Raw genomic sequence first — 25,377 nt, 5'->3', positions numbered from 1 at the left:
TACTCTTTTTTTATGCTTTCTTTACTGCTTTTTTACGAGTCATTTTGATTTTTTCTGGTTTGATAATCAAAGCCCCAAGTGCAGGCAAAATTGTTTTGATTTGATAGTCGTATTGTTTAAAAGGGGCATTACTGGTCTGGCAGTCTTGGTTATTAGCCACCCAAGTTCCACCAAATACATCCCGTTCAGTGTTTAAAATCTCTCGATACGTTCCTTCGTATGGCACGCCGATCGCAAAATCGTGACGCTCCACTGGTGTCAGATTGACAACAACGATCAAGAAATCTTTTTTCGTTTTTCCTTGTCGTAAGAAAGTCAATGTCGTTTCATCTAAGTTGTCTGCATCGATCACCATCAATGAATCTTCTTGATCATCCAATTCCCAAAGGGCTCGTTCTTCTTTGTATAGTTCATTCAAGGTCTGGGTGAAGAACTGCATTTTTGCATTTAATGTGTCGTTTAAATCGACCCATTCAAGCCCATGATCATATTTCCATTCTAAAAACTGTCCCCATTCACTACCCATGAATAACAATTTTTTCCCTGGATGCATCATCATGTACGTATAGAGATTTCGTAGTTGTGAAAACTGTTTGTAGCGGTCCCCCCACATTTTATGCATCAAACTTTTTTTACCATGAACGACTTCATCATGAGAAAGTGGCAAGATATAATTTTCTTGCATCCGATACATGAAAGAGAAAGAAAGCAGATTTAAATGATCTTTACGGAAAATCGGGTCCATTTCATAAAAACGCAGGACATCGTTCATCCAGCCCATATTCCATTTATAATCAAATCCTAACGCGCCTTCTTCGACCATTCCTGTTATTTTGGTTTCAGACGTACTTTCTTCTGCAATCATGACCACTGCTGGATGGGCTAACTTGATAACAGAATTAAGCTTCTGTAAAAAGTAATAGCCTTCAAAGTTGCGATTGCCCCCTTCGTGATTTGGTTCCCATGGACCTTCATCATAATCGCGATAGATCATGTTGGAAACGGCATCTACCCGAATACCATCAATATGATAAAATTCGATCCAGAACAAGGCACTTGAGATCAGAAAGCTTTGGACTTGTGGTTTGCCGAGATCAAAGTTGATCGCACCCCAGCGAACATTTTTGGCACGGTTTTCATCCATGTATTCAAATGTCGGCGTGCCGTCATAATAAGCTAAGCTGTCATCATTGACACAAAAATGTCCTGGTACCCAATCAACAAAGACACCAATATTTTCTAAATGGCATGCCTCTACAAAGTCTTGAAATTCTTCTGGTGTCCCATAATAGGAACTGAGCGCAAAATAACCTGTCAGCTGATAGCCCCACGAGGTACCTAATGGATGTTCCATCAAAGGCATAAATTCAATATGGGTATAACCCATTTTTTTCACATAAGGAATAAGTTCATCTTTTAATTCAGAGAAGCGATAAGGGGTGCCGTCTTCGTGGTGCTTCCACGAGCTGGCATGAACTTCATAAATGTTTAGAGGTCGATTAAATGTTTTCTGTCTTTTTTTGCGGCCTTGCCATAGTCCATCCCGCCATTTTTTTTGTGGGATCGAATGCAACACGGCAGCAGTTCCTGGTCGAGCTTCGAAATGGACAGCAAAAGGATCAATCTTCAATACTTCTCGTCCATTTGCTTGTTTGACTTTGTATTTGTAAAGCTGTCCTTCTTTTACTTGGTTGGTCTCAATCTCCCAGACCCCAGATTCTGCCCTTTTATTCATTGGCAAAGTGTCTGTCCATTGGTTGAAATCACCAACCAGCCAAACTTGTTGAGCGTTTGGTGCCCAAACACGAAACACATAGCCATCATCCGCTTGATGGGCTCCTAAGAAATGTTGGACATAAAAATTTTCACCGCTCAGAAAGTCCTTTTCTGCAGTCAGTACCTGTTGTTTGGTAACCACTCTCTCATCAGTCCTCCTTCGACTCATCTTGATCGCTTATTCTTTAACGATCGATCATTGTCCCATTTTTTAATAGAGAAGCATTTGCAACCAAACGATCTCTACTGTTAGCATAGCATAAAATAAAATTCTAGTAACCTAATAACCCTATGATACGAACGAATTATTCAGGACAGAAAAAAACAGCTTGAACGTATCTGTTCAACCTGTTTCAGCTCTACTTTTTAGCTTTTGGAAAATGAAGTATGTGACTACACTTAACTGAAACAAACTTGCCAAAACCAGGATGAAAACAACCATCACCGGAAATGTCTCAGTTAATTCAACATATGCCAGCAGTGTCCCAAATGCAGAAGAGGCGGAGCAAAAACACCAGAATCGAAACCCGTAAAAACTCGTCACTACGGTATAAAGACTAATAATCCCCAATAAGAAAAGCTGAGTAAATCGGTCAAATACCGTATCGGTATAATAAATTTCACCTAACATGACTTGGATCGTACCAAAACTAGTTGGTACTTTATAAAGCGTCAGCAATGCACCGATCAAACTGAATGCACCAATCAAAAGATGACTGCCAGCTAAGCTGATTCGAATGTTTAGTTTCACGCGTCCTTCACAACCTTCAATCTTCGATCCTTTTACGAAAACAACTGCTTCTACAGCCGTTTCCCTTCTTCGCTAGAGCCGAAATCACCTTCAATTATTTTGCTTGCCAAAGCTCTTTTACTTGCCCATCGGTGTAAACTTTATAGGCTTTATTTACTGCCAAGGACTTGTCTGCGTGACCAATTAAGTAATAATTGCCATCACAGTCAAACTCTCCCTCACTCAATAATTTATAACTCGTTAATGGACCATCTGCCATTTTTTTCGCCAAATAACGAAGGGCATTCGCGGGATTCACTAAATAGTTTTGATTCACTAGCCAATCAATAACCACTGAAACGATCGTATTTGCCCCAAATCGTTCCTTTTGCTTTAATGCGAGAATGAGATCTCCATCAGAAAAACGCGTTTCATCGATCCCCGCATTTGTAATTGCTTGCCGTGCCGCTTCTATCTCTGACATTGATACGAATGTAATCATTTCTGCTTTCGTTTTATTCCGTTCCAACTGTTCAAAATCAACCGTTTTATATCCTTCCATTTTTATATCCCCTTTCAACGTTCTAAAATCATCATATCATCAAGAAATCAAATCTCCAAACAAAACGATCGTTATATTTTAATTTTTATTCATCAAATTATCATTTTAGTGAACAAGAAAAAAAGCTATTAGAATAACATCTAACAGCTTTGTAATATTCAGAAAATTTAAAACAAATAACATAATTATTAGAAATCTCAATTATCATTGAAAAAAAACGTGTTGTATGAACCTGCTTTTTTCGCTAAGTGAGCGAGCACTGATCGTTGCAAGAAAATATCCTTTTCAGCAGATGGATAACGGCCGTTTTTTAGATTATCACAATTTATTTCTTCCAGCAAGAAATCTAGCTCGGAACTAACGATTTTCAACTGTTGAAGCGATTCTAGAAAAATACTCGGACGCACTTTTTTGTTTTTACGGATACGTTCAAAGATGACACTTACTTGATCTAAGTAATAGACCGGATCGACATCGCCGATCAAATCCATTAGTTCGTCATAAACCGATAGATTTTGCAGCTGGCGATTTGCTTCAAAAAAAGCCGGCAGCGTTGGTGGCCATGGCGCTTCTGCGTATGAGATCATCTGAAAACTTTCATGGGCCAAGGAATAAGCAATCCCCTGCTCCACCTCCTGCAAACAACCATAGAAGTATTTATTTTCATTACTTAATGTCGCAAAGTTTTTGAGAAAACCAGCGATTTCTTGTGTTGACCAATCAAGGGCATCTTGATAAAAACCGTCACTTTCTTGCAGCTGCTTTTGATCTTCTTCAGTATAAACAGGAAAACCTAAAAAATAGCGTCGATTTTGGCGGATGATCAAAGCTGATGCGATCAGACGGTCAAGGGTTTTATCAAATGACACCTCTGGAAACTTCGCTTTTAGCTCTCGTAGTGTCGGCGGTTCCTGACAGCTTAAAAGCACATGAACCAAATCATGGAATTCAGAAGATGCCAGGATCGGTTGCAACGAACGATAATGGGGACTATAAAAAAATTTCACTGTGTGTACTCCTTATTAAAAAAATCATGAAAAATGCTGGCTTGATCTACCAAAACAGATCTCACCAGCACTCTGACATTTATCCTAATTATCCTTCGAAAACCGCTGTTAATTGAGGAACGATTTGTTTTTTACGAGAAACAACGCCAGGTAAAAAGGCACGATGGTTCGTTAATGTCGTTTCAAACGCTGCTTCTACTGGGGCAATTGGTTCACCAACAACTAATAGCTCAGAATTACTGTCTAAGATATCAGTAGCAACAAGCAAGAACAAATCATAGCCATTTGCTGACATTGATTCTTTCATGGCAGCTTCCAATTCTGCTTGACGGTCAAAGACCTCTTTTAGGTCGACTGTATTGACTTGTCCGATACGGATGTTTTTCCCGCCCATTGGGAAGCTTTTTGCATCAAGATCCAGCAATCCTGCTGCTGATTTCGTTCCAAGATTTGTGCCGGCTTTCAACATATCCAATCCGTATGCTTCCAGTTCAACACCTGCTAAAACCGCTAATTCTTTTGCTGCCGCTACATCTTCATCGGTACATGTTGGCGATTTGAACAACAATGTATCGGAGATGATCGCTGAAAGCATGATTCCTGCGATCGCTTTTGGAATTTCCACTTGATTTTCTTTGTATAACTTCAATACGATCGTACTGGTACAACCAACAGGTTCTGCACGATAATACAACGGATTGGCTGTCTCAAAGTTAGCAATACGGTGATGATCAACCACTGCCAACACTGTAACATCAGCGATATCTGCCGCACTTTGCTGAAACTCATTGTGATCCACCAGCATTACTTCTTGTGTTTCCTTAGTTACTGAATCGATTACACGAGGAGCAGCCAGGCTAAAGGTGTCTAGTGCAAATTGTGTTTCTTCATTCGGTGTACCTAGCGCCACCGCTTCACAGTCTTTCCCAAGTTGATTTTGTAAGTTTGCAAAGGCAATCGCTGCACCAATAGCGTCGGTATCAGGATTTTGGTGACCGAATACTAATATTTTCGACATTTCTTCATCGCTCCTATTTCAATTGATATTCACTTTCTAATCATAGTAAAAAAACAGGAAAGAAGCAATAGCAATCTCTTCTTTCCTGTTTTGATCAACGGGTTAAGTAGCCTTTATAGTCATCTACATGGAGCAAACGTTTGGCATTTTTCACCCGATCTTCGGTTGGTGGTTCGATCCCTTCAAGGGGATATTTCAAGCCTAGCTCATCCCACTTGTATTTCCCCATCGTGTGATAAGGTAAGATCTCAACTTTATCGACATTCTTCAACGTCTTGATAAATTCATCCAAACGGATCAAGAAGTCATCATAATCGCTTCTAAAAGGAACCAGCACATGACGAATCCAGACAGGCTGATTGATCTCTGAAAGATAATTTGCCATATCCAAAATATTATCATTGGATTGGGTGGTCAGCTCTTTATGGGCTTTGTTATCGATATGTTTGATATCAAACAACAGCAAATCAGTCACAGTCATCAACTCTTGAAACTTACTGAAAAAAGGCTCTTCTCGTGTAAATGGTTTTCCGCAAGTGTCCAGTGTTGTGCTGACCCCTTCTGCTTTGGCTTTGCGAAACAGATCGATCAGAAAGTCCATTTGAAGTAACGGTTCCCCACCACTAACGGTGATCCCACCTTTTTGTCCCCAGAATTCGCGATATTTCAACGCCTCTTCTAAGACGTCATCAGTCGTTCGTTCGATACCCGTGCCAATCTTCCAAGTATCTGGATTATGACAAAACTGGCAACGCATGCGGCATCCTTGCATGAATACAATAAAACGGATACCTGGTCCATCTACTGATCCAAAACTTTCTGTTGAATGTACTTGTCCTGTTACTGCCATAATGCTCTTCCTTTCTTCGAAACGACGGATAACCATGCTCCGTCTGATACTCTCAAAACAAGAGGCGGCGGATTTTCCCGTCCGCCGCCTGAAGTTGTTGCTTATTACATTGCTTCGTGCATTGTACGAGCAATGACATCATCTTGTTGTTCTTTGGTTAATTTAATGAAATTAACCGCATAACCAGAAACCCGAATCGTTAATTGTGGGTATTTTTCTGGGTGAGCTTGCGCATCAAGTAATGTATCACGGTTAAATACGTTGATATTTAAGTGGTGACCACCTTTTGCTGCATAGCCATCTAGCATTGTTGCTAGGTTTTCTTGTTGTGTCTCATCGTCACGACCTAATGCTTTAGGTACGATTGAGAAGGTGTTTGAAATACCATCTAATGAGTAATCATATGGTAATTTCGCAACTGACGAAAGACTTGCTAATGCACCATGCGTATCGCGGCCATGCATTGGGTTTGCACCTGGAGCAAATGGTGCACCTGCACGACGTCCATCAGGCGTGTTCCCTGTTTTCTTCCCATAAACCACATTAGAAGTGATTGTAAGGATCGAAGTTGTATGTTTTGCATCACGATATGTTTTTGTGCGTTTTACTTTCTTCATGAAAGCTTTCAACAAGTTGACTGCGATATCATCTACACGGTCATCATTGTTTCCGTATTTAGGATAATCGCCTTCGATTTCGTAATCTTCAACAATGCCGTTTTCATCACGAATCGTACGAACTTTGGCATATTTAATCGCTGATAATGAATCAACTGCAACAGAGAAACCAGCGATACCAGTAGCCATCGTACGTAGAATATCTGTATCTTGGAGCGCCATTTCAATGCGTTCATAAGAATATTTGTCATGCATGTAATGAATGATGTTCAATGTGTTCACATACAGATCACAAATCCAGTCCATCATTGTGTCATATTTTTCCATTACTTCGTTGTAATCCAAGTATTCAGAAGTAATTGGTTGGAATTTTGGTCCAACTTGTGCTTTTGATTTTTCATCGACCCCACCGTTGATTGCATACAACAATGTTTTCGCTAAGTTGGCACGAGCACCAAAGAATTGCATTTGTTTCCCGATGCGCATTGCGGATACACAACAAGCGATTCCGTAATCATCGCCCCAATGTCCACGCATCACATCATCGTTTTCATATTGAATCGCTGATGTTTGGATCGACATTTTCGCACAGAATGTTTTGAAGTTATGAGGCAAACGTGTTGACCATAAAACAGTCAAGTTTGGTTCTGGTGCTGGACCTAAGTTTGCTAGAGTGTGTAAGAAACGGAAGCTGTTTTTTGTTACCATGTGGCGTCCATCTTCACCCATACCAGCGATTGACTCAGTTACCCAAGTTGGGTCACCAGAGAACAATGCGTTGTAATCAGGCGTCCGAGCAAATTTCACAAGACGTAGTTTCATGACAAAATGGTCAACGATTTCTTGTGCTTCTTCTTCAGTGATCACGCCATTTTTTAAATCGCGTTCAACATAAATATCAAGGAAAGTTGACGTACGTCCCAATGACATTGCCGCACCATTTTGCTCTTTGATGGCTGCTAAGTAACCAAGATATAACCATTGGAATGCTTCTTTCGCCGTTTGAGCTGGTTTAGAAATATCAAATCCGTAAATGTTTCCTAATTCTTTCAATTCGCTTAAAGCGCGAATTTGTTCACTTAATTCTTCACGTTGGCGGATAATGTCTTCAGACATGGTTCCGTTTCCGCAATACAATAGGTCTTGTTGTTTTTCTTTGATCAAGAAATCCACTCCGTATAATGCAACACGACGGTAGTCACCAATGATCCGGCCACGGCCGTATGCATCAGGAAGACCTGTGATTACACCAGAACGACGAGCTGCTCTGATTTCAGGTGTATAGGCATCAAATACCCCTTGGTTATGTGTTTTACGGTAGTCGCGGAAAATGTGAGAAACTTCCGCATCGATTTCATAGCCGTAAGATTCTGCTGCTTGTTCTGACATGCGGATGCCGCCAAATGGTTGCAAGCTGCGTTTAAATGGTTTTTCCGTTTGGAAACCAACAACTGTTTCTAAGTTTTTGTCTAAGTAGCCAGGTCCATGAGAAGTAATCGTTGAAACGACTTTTGTATCCATATCCAATACGCCGCCAGCTTCACGCTCTTGCTTGTTCAGTTCCATGACTTGATCCCATAGCTTCGTCGTTGCTTCAGTAGCATCTGCTAGGAATTCATCTGTTCCGTCATAAGGTGTGTAGTTTTCTTGGATGAAGTCGCGTACGTTTACTTCTTCTTTCCAAGTTTTTCCTTTAAATCCATTCCATTGTTCCATCTGATGGACCTCCTTAAATTTTCTGTTCACTAATGTAACAGCTTTACGTGAACAGTATAACACACACCCTAATGATTGCAAGTGTTTTCAAGAATTATTTTGAACAATTTAGTTTTTTTTAAGATTTTTATTATTAAAAACGTTGATTTATAAGCATTTATCAAATGTGAATCTTTTATTAAAGTGCGTTTTTTATTAATGTGAAAGATTAATTAAGAGGCAAAAAAGCAACCATTCTGTACTGGTACAGAATGGTTGCTTTGTTATAATTTATAGTACAGAATCCTCTGCGATTGCAGGACTGATTTGTGTTTTCACTTCGTAGATTTGCCCCCCTGTTTTCTCATCCATGATAAATGAGCCGTTGGAGGTCCGATCATTGATCGGGATTTGATTCGTGATGACTTCAAAGGCTTGTCCTTTTTGGTTGGTTACCAGTAGCTGCTGGTTCTCTCCATTCCCCATATAGACTACGCGATGAGGGTTTTTCTTCAATTCCCGTAAGACCATCAATCCACGCTTCGCCCGTCCTAATTGGGTGATCTCTTGGGCTAGCATGCGTTTTGCTGCGCCACGTTGGGTAATCAGAACGATCGGTGTATCCCCTTCTGAATAAACTAACAACCCATTGATAAGATAATCATCCGCTTTAAGGTTCATCGCTTTGACCCCAGCTGCTTTTGGTCCCACAACGGGCACTTCATTAAGCGAATACCGTAAGCCAAAGGCAAGATGACTGACTAAAAAGACATCCATTTCTTCTGTTTGATCAGTCAAAAAGACATTGACTAATTCATCTGATTCATCTTTCAGCTTCATGATCGTCATTGGCCGTGTCTTATAGGTGCGCCAAGGTTCAAATTCCGTCATTCGTGTTTGTTTAATCATGCCGTTTTTACTGATCAGCACAAAGTTTTTCAACGGATCGATCTCTTTGTAGGCAAAGACCCCAATGATCATTTCATCTTGCGCCAGTGTCATAACCGTTTGCGAAATATGTTCGCCTAGATCTTTCCATTTTAAATCAGGCAATTCATGAACCGGACGATAGATCGTGTTTCCTTTATTGGTTACCAATAACAGATGATCCAACGTATTCATTTGGTTGCTGTAAAGTAAAGAGTCGCCTTCTTTCATGCCGATCTCTTCTGGTTTTGAGGCACCGTAAGAACGCAAACTGCTGCGTTTGACATAACCGTCTCTTGTGACTGTCACGACGACTTCTTCTTGCGCGACTAAAACTTGTGTTTCGATCTTGATTTCTTGAATTTCGGCTTCGATCTCAGTCAATCGCGGTGTCGAATATTTTTTCTTGATCTCCCGCAATTCCTTTTTGATCACTTTCAGTAATTCACTTTCCTCATTTAAAATCGTTGTCAATTCAGCGATCGTTTCAGCAAGTTCTTTCGCCTCTGCTTGCAATTGTGTGATATCCGTATTGGTCAAGCGGTACAACTGTAAGTTCACAATGGCTTCTGCTTGCTCTTCCGTAAAACCGTGCTGAACAACCAGATTGTTTTTGGCATCTTTTTTGTCTTTACTGCCGCGAATGGTGGCGATCACTTCATCAAGAATCGATAAAGCTTTGATTAACCCATCGACGATATGCTGTCTCTTTTGGGCTTTTTGCAGTTCAAAACGACTGCGTTTTTCGATCACTTCACGCCGATGCTTGATGTAGCTTTCTAAAATCCGTTTCAAACCGACTTGTTGGGGGCGCATATTGTCGATAGCCACCATGTTGAAGTTGTAGTTGATCTGCAATTCGGTATTTTTAAATAAATAATTTAAAATTCCTTGTGCATTTGCTTCTTTTTTCAGCTCGACAACGATCTGCAAACCAGTACGGTCAGTTTCATCACGCACTTCAGCAATCCCGTCGATCCGTTTATTCAAACGAATCTCATCCATTTTTTTGACTAGATTGGCTTTATTGACCTCATAGGGAATCTCATTGATAACGATTTGCTGCTTGCCACCTTTGATGTCTTCGATCTTGGTTTTCGAACGCAGGATCACTTTGCCTTTGCCTGTTTCATAGGCTTTTTTGATTTCTTCTTTCCCTTGTAAAATCCCTCCTGTTGGAAAATCAGGGCCGGGAATATACTTCATCAGCTGATCCAAAGAAGCTTGCGGATGGTCGATCAAATAGACCGTTCCATCAATGATTTCCCCTAAATTATGGGTGGGAATTTCCGTTGCATACCCAGCTGAGATCCCAGTTGAGCCATTGACTAACAGATTTGGGTATTTTGCTGGTAAGACAGTTGGTTCTTTTTCGGTATCATCAAAATTCCACACCAATTCGACGGTGTTTTTTTCGATATCTTTTAACAGCTCACCGCTTAATTCTGAAAGTCGTGCTTCGGTATAACGCATGGCAGCTGGCGGATCACCATCCATACTCCCGTTGTTTCCGTGCATTTCAATCAAAATCTGACGCAATTTCCAGTCTTGGCTCATGCGGACCATTGCTTCATAAATACTCGAGTCACCATGGGGATGAAAGTTCCCCATGATATTCCCGACTGATTTCGCTGATTTGCGGAAGCCTTTGTCATACGTATTGCCGTCTTGGTTCATGGCGAACAAGATGCGCCGCTGAACCGGTTTTAACCCATCACGAATATCTGGCAATGCCCGTTCTTGAATAATGTATTTGGAATATCGACCGAAGCGATCTCCCATCACTTCTTCCAATGTCAATTCTTGTATATTGCTTCTGTGTTCCAAGAGACCACCTCCTATTCCTTAACTAAATGTTTGCTTTCTGCTTGTTCGGTATCCATTAACTTTTCATCAACTAATTCCGGTACCGTATCTTCTTTTTTATCCAAAATACTGCCATCTTCTTCTAAACTGAATTGAACATGGCTTTCGATCCACTTCCGACGAGGTTCTACCTTGTCCCCCATCAGTGTGGTGACACGGCGTTCTGCTTGGGCCGCATCATCGATTCTTACCCGAATCAGCGTCCGCGTTTCTGGGTCCATCGTCGTTTCCCACAATTGATCGGCATTCATTTCCCCCAACCCTTTGTAGCGCTGAAGCATATAGCCTTTACCGATTTTTTGGGTCAGTTTGCTTAGTTCATCATCCGTCCAAGCATATTCGACTACTGCCTTTTTCCCTAACCCTTTAGACACTTTATACAAAGGTGGCAAAGCAATGTATACTTTTCCCGCTTCGATCAAAGGTTTCATATACCGGTAGAAAAACGTTAAAAGCAGCACTTGGATGTGCGCCCCATCGGTATCCGCATCGGTCATGATAATGACTTTGTCATAATTGCAGTCTTCAATCGAAAACTCTGGGCCAACACCGGCACCGATAGTATAGATCATGGTATTGATCTCTTCATTTTTCAAAATATCCTGCATCTTGGCTTTTTCTGTATTGATAACTTTGCCTCGTAACGGTAAAATCGCTTGGAACTTGCGGTCACGGCCTTGCTTCGCTGACCCGCCGGCTGAGTCCCCCTCCACCAAATACAATTCATTTTTCTTAGGATTACGAGACTGAGCAGGCGTTAATTTTCCAGAAAGCAGTGACTCACCTTTTTTGCGTTTCTTTCCTGTGCGGCTTTCTTCTCTCGCCTTTCTGGCAGCTTCACGGGCCTCTCTTGCTTTGATCGCTTTACGAACCAGCATTTGACTCATTTCACTGTTTTCTTGCAGGTAATAGCCTAGTTGCTCGCCAATCACATTGTCTACAGCATTTCTTGCTAAGGGTGTTCCTAATTTCCCTTTGGTCTGCCCTTCAAATTGCAAAAGATTTTCTGGAACACGGATCGACAACACGGCCGCTAAGCCTTCACGAAAATCACTACCTTCAAGGTTCTTATCTTTTTCCTTCAACAAATTGACCTTGCGGGCATATTCATTGAAAGCTTTCGTCATTGACGTTTTCATCCCCACTTCATGGGTACCACCATCTTTGGTACGTACATTGTTGACAAAGGACAAGACATTTTCCGAATAGCCATCATTGTATTGAAAGGCAAGTTCTACCTCGATTGCTTCTTTGGTACCGGAAAAATACACCACCTGGGTCAAGGTATCTTTTTCTTCATTTAAATAATCAACGAATTCTTTGATGCCTTCTTCATATAAAAAAACTTCATGAATTGGTTCTTCCCCACGTTCATCCGTCAGGGAGATTTTGACCCCTTTTAGCAAGAAAGCCGATTCTCTTAAACGTTCTGCGAGAATTTCATAGGAGAATTTGGTTGTTGAAAAGATCGTGTCGTCAGGTTTAAAGGTGACTGTGGTTCCAGTTGGTTTACGAGTTTTGCCGATTTTTTTCAAAGTACCCGCTGGTTTCCCACCGTCTTTGAAGCTCTGTTTGTATTCGATGCCATCACGAACGATGACTACTTCCAGCCAGCTGGATAGAGCATTTACAACACTGGCACCAACCCCATGAAGGCCGCCAGAAGTTTTGTAGCCTCCTTGGCCAAACTTCCCGCCGGCATGTAGCACTGTGAAGATCACTTCAACAGTAGGGATTCCCGATGCATGTGTCCCGACCGGCATTCCTCGCCCGTTGTCTCGAACACTGATACTATTGTCTTTGTGGATCGTAACATCGATTTCATTGCCGTATCCTGAGAGTGCCTCATCAACCGCATTATCGACGATTTCATACACTAAGTGATGTAAGCCGCGGCTATCGGTCGAGCCGATATACATTCCTGGCCGTTTTCTTACTGCTTCTAGGCCCTCTAAGACCTGAATGGAAGCATCATTATATTCTGTGGTTTTCTTTGCCAAACCCACCGCTCCTTTAATCTTGATCAGTCCTTTTTTACTGCTGAAAGGACTGCAAAAAAAATCTTAACACAAAATACGCTTTTTTCAAGCGAACATTTTTCTAAACTATCTTATCCTTTTTCCTTTGTTTGCACAAGCTAGAGTCACAAAATGGCTTGTTTGTGTTTCACAGCTCCGAGGAAAGCTGTTTTTCTTCTTTCCCTGACTAGCGAAAGATTTTCTTATTGTTGGAAAGGCGTTTTCATGCTAAAATTGCCCTAGCCTTGCAAAGAAAGTTGGTTATTATGAATACGATTCTTTTATTTATTGTTGCTTACCTTTTAGGTTCGATCCCCTCGGGTGTTTGGATTGGCCAATTGTTTTTCAAAAAAGATATTCGCCAATTCGGCAGCGGCAATACGGGAACGACCAATACATTTCGCGTTTTAGGAAAGAAAGCCGGGATCGTTGTTTTATTGATGGATATCTTAAAAGGAACTTTGGCAACCAGTTTGCCTGTCCTCTTTGGTCTCCATACCGTCAATCCGCTCTGGTTTGGGGTCTGCGCGATCTTAGGTCATACCTTTCCGATCTTTGCCAAGTTTAAAGGCGGCAAAGCGGTGGCGACAAGTGCTGGGATGCTCTTAGGATACAATCCGCTCTTTTTCATTTATTCTTCATTGATTTTTGTTATCTGTCTTTATGTGACAAGTATGGTAAGCCTGACCAGTATGATCGCGGCGTGTTTGATCACCTTATCGACGGTCGTTTTGCCTTTTATCGCCCCTGCGATATTGCCTGAGCAAAACTGGTTGCTGACCTTCATCGCGATCGGCGTAACGATTTTTATCTTTATTCGCCATCGCGAAAATATTTCACGTATTAAAGACGGGACTGAAAGTCGGGTACCGTTTGGTCTGAATAAGCGTCAAGCGAACAAATAAGCAGAAGCTGAGAAAAGTGCAATGACTTTTCTCAGCTTCTTTTTGCCTGCTTTTATTTGACTGTGATCGAGTACTTTGTTTCAAATAACTCCTCAGGCGAAAGTGCTTGAATACCCAATTTTTCTGAAAGCTCACCGGAAGCTTCCAGTGTATCTGCGATACCGCACCATGGTTCTATACATAGAAACGGCGATTTTACGGGATACGTGGACCAAAAACCGACATACGGCATATTATTGTAGCTTAACGTAACACTATGAGGCGATTTCTCACTGCGAATCGAGTAGGAATGTAATCCTTTCGTTTCATAAACCAGCGCATCATTTGCAAACATATCGTGGGTCAAGCGCAAATCCGTATTCGTTTGACCGAGTGTGCGTTGTTCATAATCAATATAATTGCCTTTTAATGGCAATTTCACTCGTGATTTTTTTGGAGAAAAAGAAAGGTAGTAGTCTTCAAATGTCAGCCCTTTTTCAAGTGGGACGTTGAATGCAGGGTGTCCTCCAATGGAGAAGAATAGTTCTTTTTGACCGCTATTCTTTACTTGGTATTTGACGACTAAGCCATCACCGCCTAATTCGTAACTGACATACAGCTGAAAATCAAACGGATACTTCACTTTGGTTTCAGTTGAACTTTCTAATAGAAACAAGGCATAGTCTGTACGTTTTTCAACGACAGTAAACACCATGTCTCTGGCAAACCCATGACGGGGCAAATGATAACTTTTGCCCTCATGCTGATAGGTGTCCTCTTTTAAGGCGCCAACAATCGGAAATAAGATTGGCGCATGCTTTCCCCAGTGGTTTGGATCAGCTTGCCAAATATATTCAAGGTCATTGCTTGTATCAACTAAGCTTTGTAGCTCAGCCCCTTTTTCTGCAATTTTTGCTTGCAGATGACCCGCCGTGATGGTAACTGTCATGGTCTCATCTCCTAATATTGATGTTTCGTCAATTCCTCTTTAAAGCGGCTGTTAAGCACTTTTAAATAGGTGCCTTTCATCCCCAAAGAGCGGGATTCTATAATGCCGGCAGACTCTAGTTTACGCAAAGCATTTACGATCACCGACCGTGTAATTCCAATGCGATCAGCGATACTTGACGCGGTCAGACGACCTTCGTCGCCTTCTAATGCCTCAAAGATCGCTTGAACAGCTTTCAACTCACTATAAGAAAGGGTGTTGATTGCCATTTGAACAGCTGTGGTACTGCGAACATCTTCTTCGATACTGCGGGATTTTTGGTACAAGAATTGCATACCAACAACTGTCGCACTGTATTCCGCTAATACCAAATCGTCGTCATCAAAGGACTTATCGATTCTGGAAAGAATGATCGTACCTAAACGTTCCCCTGCACCGTAAATCGGTACGATGGTCGTTAGTCCGTTGGGATACAACTCACGGCCTTCTACAGGAAAAGCGGTCATATCATCACTGATTGGCACATTAGCTTCTGTGGAAGTCAGGTGATCGACTAAATCTGTATAATTTTTAGGAAACTGTTTTTCAACAAACATTTTTTTGATGCGTTCATTATTGACATCATGGTTCTCAACAAAACCTAACACGCTACCGTCAATGCTAATAATATACGCATTGCTGTCTAGGATGTTTCCTAAAATGACAGCCATCTTGTCGTAAGGCAAATCAGAAGCTAAATTAAAGGTGTTTTTTTGCTGCAATAATTCGTTGATTTGTCTTGTCTTTTCTAATAATGTTTTCATTGGTCCGCTCCCTTTATAAAATATACCGGCTTAAGTCTTCATCTTTTGCGATGGACGCAAGTTTTTCTTCCACATACGCTTCTGTGATGGTGATTTCACCCATTTGCATCTCAGATGCTTCAAATAATAAGTCTTCAAGTAGTTTCTCTAGAATCGTATGCAAACGACGAGCACCAATATTGTCGGTATCGCGATTCACTTGATAAGCAATTTCGGCAATTTTCTCGATAGCTTCCATCGTAAAGACTACTTTGACATTTTCGGTTCCTAACAAGGCAATGTATTGCTTGACTAAGGCATTGTTGGGCTCCGTTAAAATTTTAACAAAGTCTTCTTTTGTCAAATCATCTAGTTCCACACGAATCGGGAAACGCCCTTGCAATTCAGGGATCAGATCGCTTGGTTTCGACAGGTGGAATGCCCCAGAAGCAATAAAAAGGATATGGTCTGTTTGTAGGGTTCCGTATTTCGTATTGACTTGCGATCCTTCAACGATCGGCAAGATATCTCTTTGCACCCCTTCACGAGAAACTTCTCCTGACTGCTGTGATTTCGAAGATACTTTGTCGATTTCATCTAGAAAAATGATGCCACTAGATTCTGCTAAACGTAATGCTTCACTATGAATATCCGCGTCGTTGACCAGTTTTGAGGATTCTTCTTGAATCAGCAATTCTCGTGCTTCTTTTACGGTTACTGTGCGTTCAATTTTCTTTTGCGGTTTCAATGCTCCTAAGGTTTCATTCAAATCGATCCCCATTTGTTCTAAGCCATTGTTCATCATCGGTGCTTGATTTTTCGGCTCATCGACTTGGATCGTCACTTCCCGGTTGTCTAAAAGGCCCTTTTCTAATTGCTCAAAAATGGCTTGACGGTTGCTGCGAATCTCATCCGTCAATTCTTCTTTTGGCTCTTCTGGTTGTTGTGCGGCGTTGAACATATTCATCATTTGTTCATAAGGATTGGTATTCTTTTTCTGTTCCTTTTTAATACCAGGAACTAAGACTTTTACTAAACGACGGTTGGCTTTTTTCTCTGCTTGGATCCGCACGTTTTTATATTGTTCTTTTTTCACGATTTGGATCGCATTCTCAACGAGGTCACGTACCATCGATTCTACGTCTCGACCGACATAGCCGACTTCCGTGAATTTCGTCGCTTCTAACTTAACGAAAGGTGCATCAACGATCTTTGCTAAGCGTCGCGCAATTTCCGTTTTACCAACCCCTGTTGGTCCGATCATCAAAATATTTTTTGGTGTGACATCTTGTTGCATCTTTTCATCTAATTGCAGCCGGCGGTAGCGATTTCTCAAAGCAACAGCCACTGATTTTTTGGCGTTGGTTTGTCCAACGATGTATTCATCTAACTCTTTCACGATTTCTCGTGGTGATTTGTTTTGGTTTGTCATATCGTCATCCCTCTTTAAAACTCTTCTACAATGATATTGTGATTCGTAAAGACACAAATGTCTGCGGCAATATTCAAGGCACCTTCAGCAATTTCTTTGGCAGATAGTTCACCGCCATAACGTTTCATCGCACGGGCTGCTGCCAAGGCATAGTTTCCACCTGAACCGATGGCTAAGATTCCTTCATCTGGCGAAATGACTTCGCCTGTCCCAGAGACCAAAAGCATCTCCTTATCATTCATGACGATCAGCATCGCCTCTAATTTTTGCATCGACTGCTGAGTCCGCCATTCTTGTGCCAATTCTACTGCAGCTCGTTGCAAATTTCCGTTGTATTCATTTAGTTTTCCTTCAAATTTTTCTTCCAAGGTAAAGGCATCTGCCACACTGCCGGCAAAACCAACGATCACTTCACCGTTGTAAATTCGACGGACTTTCCGAGCGGTTCCTTTCATAACGACCTGTTCTCCCATCGTTACTTGTCCGTCACCGGCCATGGCAAATTTCCCATCTTTTTCAACCGCACAGATGGTGGTTGAATGAAATTCTGACTTCATTTATGTTCCTCCTGTACCAATTTTACGCGCGTGGATGAAATTGGCGATAATTTTTTTGTAAACTGTCTTTGGTGACATGCGCATAAATCTGTGTCGTCGATAGATTGGCATGCCCCAACAATTCTTGAACGGTCCGCATATCGGCGCCGTTGTTTAATAAATGGGTTGCAAACGTATGCCGAAGCATATGAGGATGGATTTTACTGTCTAAACTGCTTTTTCGAATGATTTGATTCAAAACATATTCGATCCCAGTTGCAGTGATCCCGTCACCAAGATGATTCACGAAAAGGATCTCGTGTTCCTTGTTCTGCTTTTCCATCAGCTGTTTGCGTCCTGAGGAAAGATAGCGTTTGACTGCTGCTTGTGCGTAACTACCGAAAGGAACATAGCGATCCTTATTCCCCTTCCCATGGATCAGTAATACGCCACTTTCCCAATCGATTGCCCCCAGTGTGAGACTGCTGCACTCACTGACCCGCAAACCTGAACCATAAAGGACTTCTAACAATGCTTGATTGCGCTGTTGTAGTGGCTCATCGCCAGCAACACTTTGAAAGAGAGCATCCATTTCCTTCTCATAAAAAAAACGCGGCAATTTGGCGTTTTTCTTTTTTAAATGAATGTAGGCGAAAGGATTCTCTTTGACGATCTCATGCTTGGTTAGAAACTGATAAAAAGATCGCAAACTAGCCATTTTACGACTGATGGAATTACGGCTGTACTCTCGTTCCGTCAAATAGCTTAAATAGACGCGAACATCGCGGTATTCCACTGCTAATGGGTCTTCATTGCCAGACTCTTTTAAGAAGTGAAAAAAATCGCCCATATCTTCTTGATACGCTTTTTTTGTCTTTTCCGAATACCCTCTTTCAACAATAAGATAACGAAAAAACTCTTCTTGAAACTGATCTGTTTGCAAATTAACCCCCCTTTTCATGATTCGAAATAACTTTAGCATAGACCACAAAAAAAAACAAATGAATTGTCAGAATTTAATCAATATTTCAAAGTTTAGACATAATTGTGAAAACTTTCTAAGAATCTACGTAAGATTCTTATCTTTGTTCAGAAAGATCCGTTAAATGCGCCAGAAAAACGTACCAGTCCCTCTCCTCAAAAGAAAGAGGGACTGATACGTTTCCACTTATTTGCTTTTATTCGATTGGATCAGTTGTTGGCTGATGCGAACCAGTGCTTTCAGATACAACCTGAACTAGCTCTTTGTTTCCTTGTTTTGTGGACATCGTGTCATTGATTAACCCAACTAAGTCTAATCCGGTTGTCTCTTTGATCGTATCAAAGGTTCGCGCTAAACCAGCTTCCCCCATTGATTGAAGACCATCATTGCCGCCAAAGCTAACCACTTTATCAATATTGCTCAGTGGCGCATTGACCTCTTTCGCGATTTCAGGCAGCACTTTGATGAACTCCATCAAAATACCAGCTTCGTTCAGTTTGGTCAAAGCAATCGCCATCTTTTCACGGCTTTCCGCTTCGGCTTGACCGACTTTTGCGATCCGTTCCGCGTCGGCACTACCTAGTTTTTCAATTCGTTCGGCTTCTGCTTGGGCAGCTAATTTGACTTTTTCCGCTTCCGCTTGTGCTCGTGCGATTTCTCTTGCTTTGTCTGCTAAAGCGTTTTGTTCAACCACATATTTATCCGCTTCGGCTTTTTTACGGACAGTTGCATTCAATTCTTTTTCCGTCAATTCCGCTTGTTTTTCTTGAATCTCGATATTTTTTTCTTGTTCTATCAATTGAACTTTCATTTGTTCGCCAACCGCGATCTGTTCCGCTTTCGCATCCGCAACTTCGCGTTCTTGTTTGTATTGTGCTTGTTTCAATGCCATATCTTTTGTCGCTTCTGCAATTTCTGTTTGGCGACGGATCTCTTCATGCTGTGCCAATTGCTCATTCTCAGCTTGCTTGATTCGAGTTTCTCTTAAGGCATTGGATTCCGCTACTTCGGCATTTTTTTTCACTTCAGCAATCTGAGGGCGTCCTAACGCATCCAAGTAGCCATTGCTGTCGCTGACATCTTTGATCGTAAACGAAACGATCTCCAACCCCATTTTCTTCAAATCCGTAGAGGCAACTTCTTGCACTTGTTCCGCAAAATCATCGCGGTTTTTATAGATGGCTTCTACCGTCATCGTTCCTAGAATCGCCCGTAAGTGACCTTCTAAGACTTCTTGGGCTTCATCTTCCAATTCACCTGTGGATTTGCCTAAGTATTGCTCAGCAGCTGTCTTGATCGACTCGGTACTATTGCCGACCTTTACAAGCACCGTCGCACTGGCTTTGATCGGTACGCCTTGTTCCGTATAAACTTCTGGTGTCCCAATCTCTAACTTGTGGGTCAATAAACTTAATTTATGGGCTTTTTGAACAATAGGAATCACAAACGTCCCACTGTTTTTTAAGATTTTGATGCCTTCTTTTCCTAAAAACGACCCCGTAACGATCAATGCTTCATCGGGTTTCCCAATGCGATAGCGTATCATCAAAAAAGCGATCAATAAAACAACGAGGACAACACCCCATAAAATCGGATTACTTAAAAAATCTACTGCTGATCCTGTATCCACCATAACGTAACACTTCCTATTCTATAAAATTTTTACTTTCCACCACCAACGCGATCCCTTTTTTATCAAAATCGACAATGATGACTTTGGTTCCGACTGGCAATCGAACATTGTTTTCACGATCTTCTTCCCGAAAAAAACGTGCAGGATAAACAGAACGTGCACCTTGACTCCCTATCTCCATGACTTCGCCGATTGTATCTCCGACAATCTTTTCCGTCAGTTCACCGATCACAAAATCATTGCGACTAATGACATTGCTGCGGTTTTTGTCTGTGATGCGATTGTAAAGCCACATAATGGGACCTAACAGCAAACTAAATAAAACAAAGACAACGAAAATGACCCCGACCAAAAGGATCAGCCATCCTAAAAATTGAATTACTGTAGGAAAACGCTGTAAATAGTTTTGAATCAAATGAATCCATTCTCCAATCACCATCTTCACCACCTTCTGTCATTGTTACTGTCTATCATAAGTCACCTTGATTAAAGTTTCAAGACAAATTAAAAAAAAACCTTCTTACCATTTATTAGTAAGAAGGTGATGACTCATCGCTCTTATAGTTGTTCTTTGGCTTCTTCTAAGGCAGCTAATGCCCGGTTTGCCAATGCTTCATAACGAGATTTTTTATCTCTGATTCGTTCTGGAAGTTCTGGCAGCAAACCAAAGTTGGCATTCATCGGTTGGAAGTGTTTGCCTTCTGCGTGAGTGATATAATACGCCATACTGCCAATTGTCGTCTCTTGTGGCATAATGATCGGCGCTTCCCCTTTTGCAAGTTTGGCAGCGTTGATCCCGGCCATCAATCCACTGGCTGCACTTTCAACATACCCTTCAACGCCTGTCATCTGACCAGCAAAAAAGAGGTCTTCACGTTTTTTCGATTGGTACGTTTGTTGTAACAACTCTGGTGAATTCATAAAACTATTCCGATGCATCACGCCGTAGCGCACAAATTCTGCCTCTTCCAAACCAGGGATCATACGGAAAACCCGTTTTTGCTCGCCCCATTTTAAATGTGTTTGAAAACCAACGATGTTGTAAAGAGAAGCAGCTGCATTGTCTTGCCGCAGCTGAATCACTGCATAAGGACGCTTGCCGGTTTTCGGATCTTCCAAACCAACGGGTTTCATCGGACCAAACAACATGGTTTTCGGTCCACGGCCAGCCATAACTTCGATTGGCATACATCCTTCAAAAAATTTTTCTTTTTCGAATTCTTTCAAAGGGGCCACTTCCGCATTGACTAAAGCTTCACGAAACGCATAAAACTCCTCTTCGTTCATTGGACAGTTCAGATAGGCTGCTTCGCCTTTGTCGTAGCGTGATTTCAAATAAACTTTATCCATATTGATGGTGGATTTATCGATAATCGGTGCTGCTGCGTCATAGAAATAAAATCCTTCTGATCCGTTAAAAGCTTGGATCGCTTTTGATAAAGGTTCAGAAGTCAAAGGTCCCGTTGCAATCACGGTAATCCCTTCTGGAATTTCAGTGATCTCCTCTTCGATGACAGTGACTAAAGGATGTTCTTTGACACGTTTGGTGACTAACTCTGAAAAATCATCACGATCCACAGCTAAAGCACCACCTGCTGGAACAGCTGTTTTGTCTGCAGAGGTAATAATGACTGAATCTAAGCGGCGCATTTCTTCTTTCAAAACACCGACCGCATTCGTTAAATTGTTGCCCCGAAGTGAATTCGTACAAACAAGTTCAGCAAAATTATTTGTATGATGGGCTTCTGTCGATTTCTTAGGACGCATTTCATAAAGCTTTACTGCGACACCTGCTTGCGCTGCTTGCCAAGCAGCTTCGCTTCCGGCTAAACCGGCACCAATAACATTGATTTCTTTCATAGTGCTCTCCTTTTATTTCAAAAGCTCGCCTCTTCTCATAAGAAACTGCTTGTATTAATCAAAAGGACCGGCACTTTCTTTTGTCAGCCAACATCGAGGCTGACCGTTCAAAAGAATGCGCCGATTCTTTTTTTAACAGGGAATCCTGTTAGTTATTTTTGCACATTTTCTTCATAGTCCCCATTGATACACACGACTTGCTTGCCGCCTTTGACTTTCTTCTCGACTAAGTAATTATCACATTTCGGACAATTACGGCCTACAGGTTTGTCCCAAGAAGTAAAGTCACAGTCCGGATAGCGGGTACATCCATAAAACAACCGATTTTTTTTCGATTTGCGTTCAACAACTTGGCCTTGGTGACAGACCGGGCACTCAACGCCGATTTCTTTGACGATTGGTTTCGTGTTGCGACAGTCAGGGAAATTGCTGCAGGCATAAAATTTTCCGTAGCGACCTAATTTGATCACCATTGGATGGCCACAAAGGTCACAGTCAAAGCCTGCAGGTTCGTCTTTGATTTGGATTTTTTCGATACTTTCTTCTGCGGTCGTCAATTCTTTTTCAAAGGGACGGTAGAATTGATCGACGACTTTGACCCATTCTTCTTTCCCAGCTTCAATGCTATCCAAGCTATTTTCCATTTCAGCAGTAAAATGCATATCAACGATTTGCGGGAAGAATTCCTCGATCAATGAATTGACGATCTCACCAAGTTCAGTTGGCTCAAAACGTTTTTGTGTCAATTTCACATAATAACGTCGTTGGATTGTTTCCAACGTTGGTGCATAAGTTGAAGGACGACCCACACCGTTCTCTTCAAGGGTTTTGATCAAGGTGGCCTCACTGTAGCGGGCAGGTGGTTGAGTGAAATGCTGTTTTGGTTCGATCGATACGGATTGGACCACATCTCCTTCAACTAACTCTGGCAAAATGTTCTCTTTGTCTTCTTTGCCATCATCGCGCCCTTCCACATAGACCTGCATAAACCCTTTAAATTTGATCTTTGAACCATTGGCAATAAAGATGACACCATTTTGATCCAAGGTAACTTTCATTGTATCCAAAATCGCCGGCGTCATTTGACTAGCCACAAAGCGAGACCAGATCAAGCGATACAGTTTCAGTTGGTCTTTGTCTAAGAATTTCTCCATGGCTTCTGGCGTACGCATCACACTTGTTGGTCTTACCGCTTCATGGGCATCTTGTGCCCCTTGTGCATTCGCGCGTTTTTTGCCACCGTGCGCCGAGAACTCTGAACCATAAGTACTTTCAATAAATTCTGCCGCTTCGCCTTTGGCTGTGTCTGCGATTCGGGTCGAATCGGTACGCATATAGGTGATCAAACCAACGGTTCCTTGTTTACCAAGAGCGATCCCTTCATAGAGCTGCTGTGCGACCATCATGGTTTTCCGCGTTCGAAAGTTCAGTTTACGGGCTGCTTCTTGTTGCAAGCTACTGGTGGTAAACGGTGCCGCCGGGTTGCGTTTGCGTTCTTTCTTTTCAACCTTCGTCACTTGAAACTCTTTACTAGAAAGACGATCGGTGATTTCTTTTATGCTTTCAGCATTCGGTAATTTTTTCTTTTTGCCATCTAGGCCCCAAAAATTGGCTTTGAATTTTTTCGTGGCTTTTTTAAAGTTTCCATCAATGCTCCAATATTCTTCAGGAACAAACTCACGGATCTCTTTTTCACGATCAATAATAATCTTAAGCGCCACCGATTGAACACGGCCAGCACTCAAGCCTTTTTTCACTTTACGCCAAAGGATCGGGCTCAATGAATACCCGACTAATCGGTCTAAAATCCGGCGCGCTTGTTGAGCGTCAACAAGATCTACATCGATCGTTCTTGGCTCTTTGAAGGCTGCTTTGACCGCATCTTTAGTGATTTCATTAAAGACGACGCGATTTTTATCTTTTAAATCTAATCCAAGTAGAAAAGCTAAATGCCACGCAATAGCTTCTCCTTCTCTATCCGGGTCACTTGCGAGGTAGACTTTTTCGGCTTTTTTCGCAGCTGAGCGGAGACTTTTGATTACATCGCCCTTGCCACGTATCGAAATGTAATGCGGTTCATAGTCATTTTCGACATCAATTCCCATTTTACTTTTCGGAAGATCACGAATATGACCGACACTTGCGACGACTTTGTAATTTCGTCCAAGGTATTTTTCAATGGTTTTCGCCTTTGCCGGCGATTCCACGATTACTAAATATTTATATGCCATATAAAGAATGGCTCCTTCCTGAATTTTTCCTACTATTATATTCTATCAATCAGTGAACCTATCGTATGCAGATGAAACATACAAATCGTAGCTTATCATAGCTTTCAAGAAAAGGTTTGTCAAGGAAGGTTGATTGGAAAAATCAAAAAAAGGCTAACTCCTGTAAAATATCTGACACACTAATCGTACATTTTGCGCCATCTTGAATCAAGTGGTGACAACCTTTTGACTGATCGGAAATCATTTCACCAGGCACTGCAAAAACTTCTCGGCCATTTTCCATTGCTAATTGTGCTGTAATCAAAGAACCGCTTCTTTCTTTAGCTTCAATCACACAGATCGCTTTTGAAATACCGGCAATGATGCGATTGCGTAAGGGGAAGTGATGTCTTTGCGGTTTGGTGTCGTGAGAATATTCACTCAGTACTAGATGTTCTTGACGAATCTGCTGGAACAACGGATACGCAGAAGTAGGATAACAATGTTCCAAACCAGAAGCAATCACGGCAATGGTTTGTCCCCGATTTCTAATGGCTGATTCATGAGCAAAACTGTCGACGCCATTTGCTAATCCACTGACGATCGTATAGTTTTCTGTCACTAAAGGCGGGATCAGCTTTTCGCAAACTTTACGCGCGTAGCGAGAAGCTGTTCTTGCGCCGACAAATCCAATCATGGGCGTTTGCAACAATTGCAGATTTCCTTCGTAAAATAGTAATAATGGTGGGTCCGCAATTTGTCTTAAAAGCATCGGATACTCCGCTGAAAAGAAGGTGAGGTAGTTTTGTCCCCCCATCTTTTGTGTGATATGCTCTTCTGTCATTTGCTCCCACGATCGGCGAAAGACCGTCCTATGCTGTGGAAGAACGCCGATGGCAATCATCTCTTCCAACGAACAACGCATTTCTTTTGTTTCCAGCCAATGCCAAATAATCTTCCAGCAACCTTGCAGACCGATTCCCTGACAGTAGTACAGTTTTATCAACTGTTTTTCAAAATCTGTTGCTTGTTGATATTTCATA

Annotated in this window: 20 protein-coding genes; 1 reads left to right on the top strand and 19 read right to left on the bottom strand. The window is 41.7% G+C overall.

From position 1 onward, the window contains the following. Positions 1–10 precede the first annotated feature (10 nt). The 9 genes from glgB to parE all read right to left on the bottom strand — a co-directional run bounded on the left by glgB (position 11) and on the right by parE (position 13,048). Entirely contained in the window at positions 11–1,945 is a 1,935-nt protein-coding gene (gene glgB / locus IGI86_RS06000) for a 1,4-alpha-glucan branching protein GlgB (RefSeq protein ID WP_016613231.1), read from the bottom strand. Positions 1,946–2,119: 174 nt separating this feature from the next. After that, positions 2,120–2,527: a hypothetical protein gene (locus IGI86_RS05995; RefSeq protein ID WP_005236791.1), complete on the bottom strand. Its 408-nt coding sequence runs from the start codon at positions 2,525–2,527 to the stop codon at positions 2,120–2,122. 94 nt (positions 2,528–2,621) lie between these two features. Then, positions 2,622–3,068 carry a hypothetical protein gene (locus IGI86_RS05990; protein WP_005236794.1) on the bottom strand — a complete coding sequence of 149 codons (447 nt, stop codon included), beginning with the start codon at positions 3,066–3,068 and terminating at the stop codon, positions 2,622–2,624. Between the two features lie 197 nt (positions 3,069–3,265). Next, positions 3,266–4,075 carry a DUF1803 domain-containing protein gene (locus IGI86_RS05985; RefSeq protein ID WP_086338080.1) on the bottom strand — a complete coding sequence of 270 codons (810 nt, stop codon included), beginning with the start codon at positions 4,073–4,075 and terminating at the stop codon, positions 3,266–3,268. A gap of 88 nt (positions 4,076–4,163) precedes the next feature. Next, the gene (locus IGI86_RS05980; protein ID WP_086317062.1) at positions 4,164–5,093 is read right to left on the bottom strand and encodes a manganese-dependent inorganic pyrophosphatase; all 930 of its coding nucleotides are present in this window, start codon (positions 5,091–5,093) and stop codon (positions 4,164–4,166) included. Between the two features lie 94 nt (positions 5,094–5,187). Next, on the bottom strand, positions 5,188–5,943 hold the full coding sequence (gene pflA / locus IGI86_RS05975; RefSeq protein ID WP_008379682.1) for a pyruvate formate-lyase-activating protein: 756 nt from the start codon (positions 5,941–5,943) through the stop codon (positions 5,188–5,190). Between the two features lie 104 nt (positions 5,944–6,047). Next, the gene (gene pflB / locus IGI86_RS05970; protein WP_008379680.1) at positions 6,048–8,276 is read right to left on the bottom strand and encodes a formate C-acetyltransferase; all 2,229 of its coding nucleotides are present in this window, start codon (positions 8,274–8,276) and stop codon (positions 6,048–6,050) included. Positions 8,277–8,546: 270 nt separating this feature from the next. Next, positions 8,547–11,009, bottom strand: a complete 2,463-nt coding sequence (gene parC / locus IGI86_RS05965) for a DNA topoisomerase IV subunit A (RefSeq protein WP_005236805.1) — start codon at positions 11,007–11,009, stop codon at positions 8,547–8,549. 11 nt (positions 11,010–11,020) lie between these two features. Then, positions 11,021–13,048, bottom strand: a complete 2,028-nt coding sequence (gene parE, locus IGI86_RS05960) for a DNA topoisomerase IV subunit B (RefSeq protein WP_034872209.1) — start codon at positions 13,046–13,048, stop codon at positions 11,021–11,023. Positions 13,049–13,332: 284 nt separating this feature from the next. On the opposite strand from parE, the gene plsY reads away from it, so the two are divergent. Then, positions 13,333–13,971: a glycerol-3-phosphate 1-O-acyltransferase PlsY gene (plsY, locus tag IGI86_RS05955; protein ID WP_008379676.1), complete on the top strand. Its 639-nt coding sequence runs from the start codon at positions 13,333–13,335 to the stop codon at positions 13,969–13,971. Between the two features lie 52 nt (positions 13,972–14,023). Here plsY and IGI86_RS05950 read toward each other — a convergent pair whose 3' ends face one another. The 10 genes from IGI86_RS05950 to dprA all read right to left on the bottom strand — a co-directional run bounded on the left by IGI86_RS05950 (position 14,024) and on the right by dprA (position 25,376). After that, on the bottom strand, positions 14,024–14,899 hold the full coding sequence (locus tag IGI86_RS05950) for an aldose 1-epimerase family protein (protein ID WP_008379674.1): 876 nt from the start codon (positions 14,897–14,899) through the stop codon (positions 14,024–14,026). Positions 14,900–14,910: 11 nt separating this feature from the next. Next, a complete protein-coding gene (codY, locus tag IGI86_RS05945; RefSeq protein ID WP_005236817.1) occupies positions 14,911–15,702 on the bottom strand; it encodes a GTP-sensing pleiotropic transcriptional regulator CodY in 792 nt (263 codons plus the stop codon). Positions 15,703–15,715: 13 nt separating this feature from the next. Beyond that, the gene (hslU, locus tag IGI86_RS05940) at positions 15,716–17,113 is read right to left on the bottom strand and encodes an ATP-dependent protease ATPase subunit HslU (protein ID WP_005236820.1); all 1,398 of its coding nucleotides are present in this window, start codon (positions 17,111–17,113) and stop codon (positions 15,716–15,718) included. A 14-nt stretch (positions 17,114–17,127) separates the two neighbouring features. Then, the gene (hslV, locus tag IGI86_RS05935) at positions 17,128–17,670 is read right to left on the bottom strand and encodes an ATP-dependent protease subunit HslV (RefSeq protein ID WP_005229630.1); all 543 of its coding nucleotides are present in this window, start codon (positions 17,668–17,670) and stop codon (positions 17,128–17,130) included. Positions 17,671–17,692: 22 nt separating this feature from the next. Further along, complete coding sequence (gene xerC, locus IGI86_RS05930) at positions 17,693–18,631, bottom strand: tyrosine recombinase XerC (protein WP_005236822.1); 939 nt, start codon at positions 18,629–18,631, stop codon at positions 17,693–17,695. Positions 18,632–18,827: 196 nt separating this feature from the next. Then, entirely contained in the window at positions 18,828–20,264 is a 1,437-nt protein-coding gene (locus IGI86_RS05925; RefSeq protein WP_016613227.1) for a flotillin family protein, read from the bottom strand. 13 nt (positions 20,265–20,277) lie between these two features. Then, on the bottom strand, positions 20,278–20,703 hold the full coding sequence (locus tag IGI86_RS05920; RefSeq protein ID WP_008379668.1) for a hypothetical protein: 426 nt from the start codon (positions 20,701–20,703) through the stop codon (positions 20,278–20,280). Positions 20,704–20,822: 119 nt separating this feature from the next. Beyond that, complete coding sequence (gene trmFO, locus IGI86_RS05915; RefSeq protein WP_008379665.1) at positions 20,823–22,124, bottom strand: FADH(2)-oxidizing methylenetetrahydrofolate--tRNA-(uracil(54)-C(5))-methyltransferase TrmFO; 1,302 nt, start codon at positions 22,122–22,124, stop codon at positions 20,823–20,825. Positions 22,125–22,276: 152 nt separating this feature from the next. Then, positions 22,277–24,355 carry a type I DNA topoisomerase gene (topA, locus tag IGI86_RS05910; protein ID WP_008379664.1) on the bottom strand — a complete coding sequence of 693 codons (2,079 nt, stop codon included), beginning with the start codon at positions 24,353–24,355 and terminating at the stop codon, positions 22,277–22,279. 142 nt (positions 24,356–24,497) lie between these two features. After that, positions 24,498–25,376, bottom strand: a complete 879-nt coding sequence (gene dprA / locus IGI86_RS05905; protein ID WP_008379662.1) for a DNA-processing protein DprA — start codon at positions 25,374–25,376, stop codon at positions 24,498–24,500. Position 25,377: the final 1 nt, after the last annotated feature.

Source organism: Enterococcus sp. AZ188 (assembly GCF_050544075.1).
Classification (GTDB): Bacteria; Bacillota; Bacilli; order Lactobacillales; family Enterococcaceae; genus Enterococcus_D; species Enterococcus_D entomosocium.
This window is presented reverse-complemented; position numbering and strand designations above follow the sequence as displayed.

Bases quoted from the DNA above. Each gene is read 5' to 3' on its own strand.
- glgB (WP_016613231.1), bottom strand. From the start codon at position 1,945: ATGAGTCGAAGGAGGACTGATGAGAGAGTGGTTACCAAACAACAGGTA.
- IGI86_RS05990 (WP_005236794.1), bottom strand. From the start codon at position 3,068: ATGGAAGGATATAAAACGGTTGATTTTGAACAGTTGGAACGGAATAAA.
- IGI86_RS05980 (WP_086317062.1), bottom strand. From the start codon at position 5,093: ATGTCGAAAATATTAGTATTCGGTCACCAAAATCCTGATACCGACGCT.
- pflA (WP_008379682.1), bottom strand. From the start codon at position 5,943: ATGGCAGTAACAGGACAAGTACATTCAACAGAAAGTTTTGGATCAGTA.
- pflB (WP_008379680.1), bottom strand. From the start codon at position 8,276: ATGGAACAATGGAATGGATTTAAAGGAAAAACTTGGAAAGAAGAAGTA.
- plsY (WP_008379676.1), top strand. From the start codon at position 13,333: ATGAATACGATTCTTTTATTTATTGTTGCTTACCTTTTAGGTTCGATC.
- IGI86_RS05950 (WP_008379674.1), bottom strand. From the start codon at position 14,899: ATGACAGTTACCATCACGGCGGGTCATCTGCAAGCAAAAATTGCAGAA.
- codY (WP_005236817.1), bottom strand. From the start codon at position 15,702: ATGAAAACATTATTAGAAAAGACAAGACAAATCAACGAATTATTGCAG.
- hslU (WP_005236820.1), bottom strand. From the start codon at position 17,113: ATGACAAACCAAAACAAATCACCACGAGAAATCGTGAAAGAGTTAGAT.
- hslV (WP_005229630.1), bottom strand. From the start codon at position 17,670: ATGAAGTCAGAATTTCATTCAACCACCATCTGTGCGGTTGAAAAAGAT.
- xerC (WP_005236822.1), bottom strand. From the start codon at position 18,631: ATGCTAAAGTTATTTCGAATCATGAAAAGGGGGGTTAATTTGCAAACA.
- IGI86_RS05925 (WP_016613227.1), bottom strand. From the start codon at position 20,264: ATGGTGGATACAGGATCAGCAGTAGATTTTTTAAGTAATCCGATTTTA.
- IGI86_RS05920 (WP_008379668.1), bottom strand. From the start codon at position 20,703: ATGGTGATTGGAGAATGGATTCATTTGATTCAAAACTATTTACAGCGT.
- trmFO (WP_008379665.1), bottom strand. From the start codon at position 22,124: ATGAAAGAAATCAATGTTATTGGTGCCGGTTTAGCCGGAAGCGAAGCT.
- topA (WP_008379664.1), bottom strand. From the start codon at position 24,355: ATGGCATATAAATATTTAGTAATCGTGGAATCGCCGGCAAAGGCGAAA.
- dprA (WP_008379662.1), bottom strand. From the start codon at position 25,376: ATGAAATATCAACAAGCAACAGATTTTGAAAAACAGTTGATAAAACTG.